A 797-nucleotide genomic window follows, 5' to 3' on the forward strand; every position below is an offset into this window, starting at 1 on the left:
GATGGCGTGGCGACGCTACCCGGCAGCGGCTGCGCCGGCATCGGCGCGGTCACGATCGGGGTGTTCAGCGCGGTGCGCTCGCAGTGACGGCAGGCATATTTGAACCGCACACGTTGCAGCACCGACGCCTTCACCTCGACCTGCAATTGCTCGGTGATCGTGCGCAACTCCTCTTGAAGCTTCGAGGGATAAAACCGCCCGTAGTAGCGCACGCAGCCCGTCAGGACTGGACGGACCCATTTGGCGATTTCCACCAACCAAGATCGCTGCGCCGATGCAGCCGCCACCTGCGCACGGTATGCCGCATCCGTTTTCCGGCCTTCTTGCTGACGGCCGGGCTGAATGAGACGAACCGCTCACCGTGTCGATTGTTCGCCATCCTCGGCCGAAAGCTATAGCCGAGGAAGTCAAACGCCTGCTCCGGATAAGCGCCGGAGCGATTAGCATCTTTGCAAGACACGATCTTGGTCTTTTCCGGGTGCAACCGTAGCCCGCATTCCGCAAACCTCGCTTCCAGCGCCCGACACAAGTCACGCGCCTCCGCTTCGCTTCGGCAATGGCCGATGGCATCATCAGCATATCGTTCAAATGGGACATCCGGATATTCTCGGCTCATCCACAAATCGAACGCATAATGAAGAAAGAGATTCACCCCTGCGGAGTTCCTCTTGTGCGCTTGACCAAGCTTCCATCCGGCATGCTCGCGGGCGCTTCCAGCCACCTTTGCAGGTAGAGCAAGACCCATTTGCAGTCGGTGTGGCGGCGCACGGCCTTCATCAGAAGGCTCCAATCGATTT

At 59.7% G+C, this 797-nt stretch carries 1 protein-coding gene and 1 pseudogene; both read right to left on the reverse strand.

What is annotated here, in order from left to right; genetic code table 11:
- Window positions 1-158, reverse strand: a pseudogene (locus tag ACM43_RS09595) (IS66 family transposase); the annotation flags it as partial.
- Between the two features lie 62 nt (window positions 159-220).
- A partial coding sequence (locus tag ACM43_RS09600) for a reverse transcriptase domain-containing protein (protein ID WP_271539852.1) occupies window positions 221-797 on the reverse strand: 577 nt, incomplete at its 5' end.

Source organism: Bradyrhizobium sp. CCBAU 45321 (genome assembly GCF_028128975.1).
In the GTDB taxonomy this organism is placed as follows: domain Bacteria; phylum Pseudomonadota; class Alphaproteobacteria; order Rhizobiales; family Xanthobacteraceae; genus Bradyrhizobium; species Bradyrhizobium yuanmingense.